Annotated in this window: 2 protein-coding genes; both read left to right on the top strand. The window is 59.4% G+C overall.

Annotated features, from left to right (window positions below; genetic code table 11):
* A partial coding sequence (locus tag WB528_RS23955; RefSeq protein ID WP_423891366.1) for an alpha/beta fold hydrolase occupies positions 1-371 on the top strand: 371 nt, incomplete at its 5' end.
* Positions 372-455: 84 nt separating this feature from the next.
* Positions 456-1,860, top strand: a 1,405-nt coding sequence (locus WB528_RS23960; protein ID WP_423891367.1) for a cytochrome P450, incomplete at its 3' end; no start/stop codon positions are given.

Consider the following 1,860-nt stretch of genomic DNA (forward strand, 5'->3'; position numbering starts at 1 on the left):
ACGCCAAATACGATCCGCGCACGCCGATCCTGTCGCAGGAGGAGAAGCGGGTGTTCGTCGACACCTTTGCCAAAACCGGCTTCACCGGCGGCATCAACTGGTACCGCAACATGTCTCGCAACTGGCAGCGCTCGGCGGAACTGGATCATACGGTTCGCGTGCCGGCATTGATGATCATGGCGGAAAACGATGCGGTGCTACCACCCTCGGCGGCCAACGGCATGGAAAAACTGGTTCCCGATCTGGAAAAATACCTGGTTCGCGACAGCGGACATTGGACGCAGCAGGAAAAGCCGGAAGAAGTCAGCGCCAAGCTGATCGAGTGGCGGCGAAAGCGATTTGGGCAGGAGCCGTCATTGCGAGCGAAGTGAAGCAATCCAGCAGCTATCGTTAAGACTGGATCGCTTCGTCGCCTGCTTCTCGCGATGACGAAGACAGGTAGGATTGAACGAGTTATGCCGGCGAAGAACCGATTAAGTCCCATTCCGCATCCTCCGACCAAGCCCGTTGTCGGCAATATGCTGTCGCTGGATTCGACCGCACCGGTGCAGAATCTCGCCCGGCTCGCCAAGGAGCTCGGGCCGATCTTCTGGCTCGACATGATGGGCGCGCCGATCGTCATCGTCTCCGGCCACGACCTTGTGGACGAACTCAGCGATGAGAAGCGTTTCGACAAGGCGGTGCGCGGGCCGTTGCGGCGGGTGCGTGCGGTCGCCGGTGACGGCCTGTTTACCGCCGACACGACCGAACCGAACTGGAGCAAGGCTCACAATATCCTGATGCAGCCGTTCGGCAATCGGGCCATGCAGTCCTATCACCCGAGCATGGTCGATATTGCCGAACAGCTCGTGAAGAAATGGGAGCGGTTGAACGCCGACGACGAAATCGACGTGGTCCACGACATGACCGCGCTGACGCTCGATACGATCGGGCTGTGCGGCTTCGATTACCGATTCAACTCGTTCTACCGGCGCGACTATCATCCTTTTGTCGAGTCGCTGGTGCGCTCGCTCGAAACCATCATGATGATCCGCGGCCTGCCACTGGAAAATCTCTGGATGCAGAAGCGCCGCCGCGATCTGTCGAACGACGTCGAGTTCATGAACAAGATGGTCGACGAGATCGTCGCCGAGCGGCGCAGGAGTGCAAGCGCCGCCGACGACAAGAAGGACATGTTGGGAGCGATGATGACCGGCGTCGACCGTGTCACCGGCGCTCAGCTCGACGACGTCAATATCCGCTACCAGATCAACACCTTCCTGATTGCAGGCCACGAAACGACGAGTGGATTGCTGTCCTGCACGCTCTATGCGCTCCTGAAGCATCCCGATGTGCTGAAGAAAGCCTATGAAGAGGTCGATCGCGTGCTTGGCCCCGATATCAATGTCAGGCCGACCTATCAGCAGGTGACACAGCTCACCTACATCACGCAGGTTCTTAAGGAGGCGTTGCGGATGTGGCCGCCGGCGCCGGCCTACGGCATTTCGCCGCTAAACGACGAAACGATTGGCGGCAAATATCAGCTCAAGAAAAACACGTTCGTCACGGTGCTGGTGCTCGCCTTGCATCGGGATCCCTCGGTGTGGGGACCCAATCCCGACGTGTTCAATCCGGAGAACTTTTCACGCGAGGCCGAGGCCGTGCGTCCCGTCAATGCCTGGAAGCCGTTCGGCAACGGACAGCGTGCTTGCATCGGCCGCGGCTTCGCGATGCACGAGGCGGCGCTCGCGATCGGCATGATCCTGCAACGTTTCAAATTGATCGATGTCGATCGCTACCAGATGCATCTGAAGGAAACGCTGACGATCAAGCCCGACGGGTTCAAGATCAAGGTGCGGCCGCGAGACGAGAAGGAGCGCG

This window comes from Bradyrhizobium sp., from assembly GCF_049586575.1.
GTDB lineage: Bacteria > Pseudomonadota > Alphaproteobacteria > Rhizobiales > Xanthobacteraceae > Bradyrhizobium.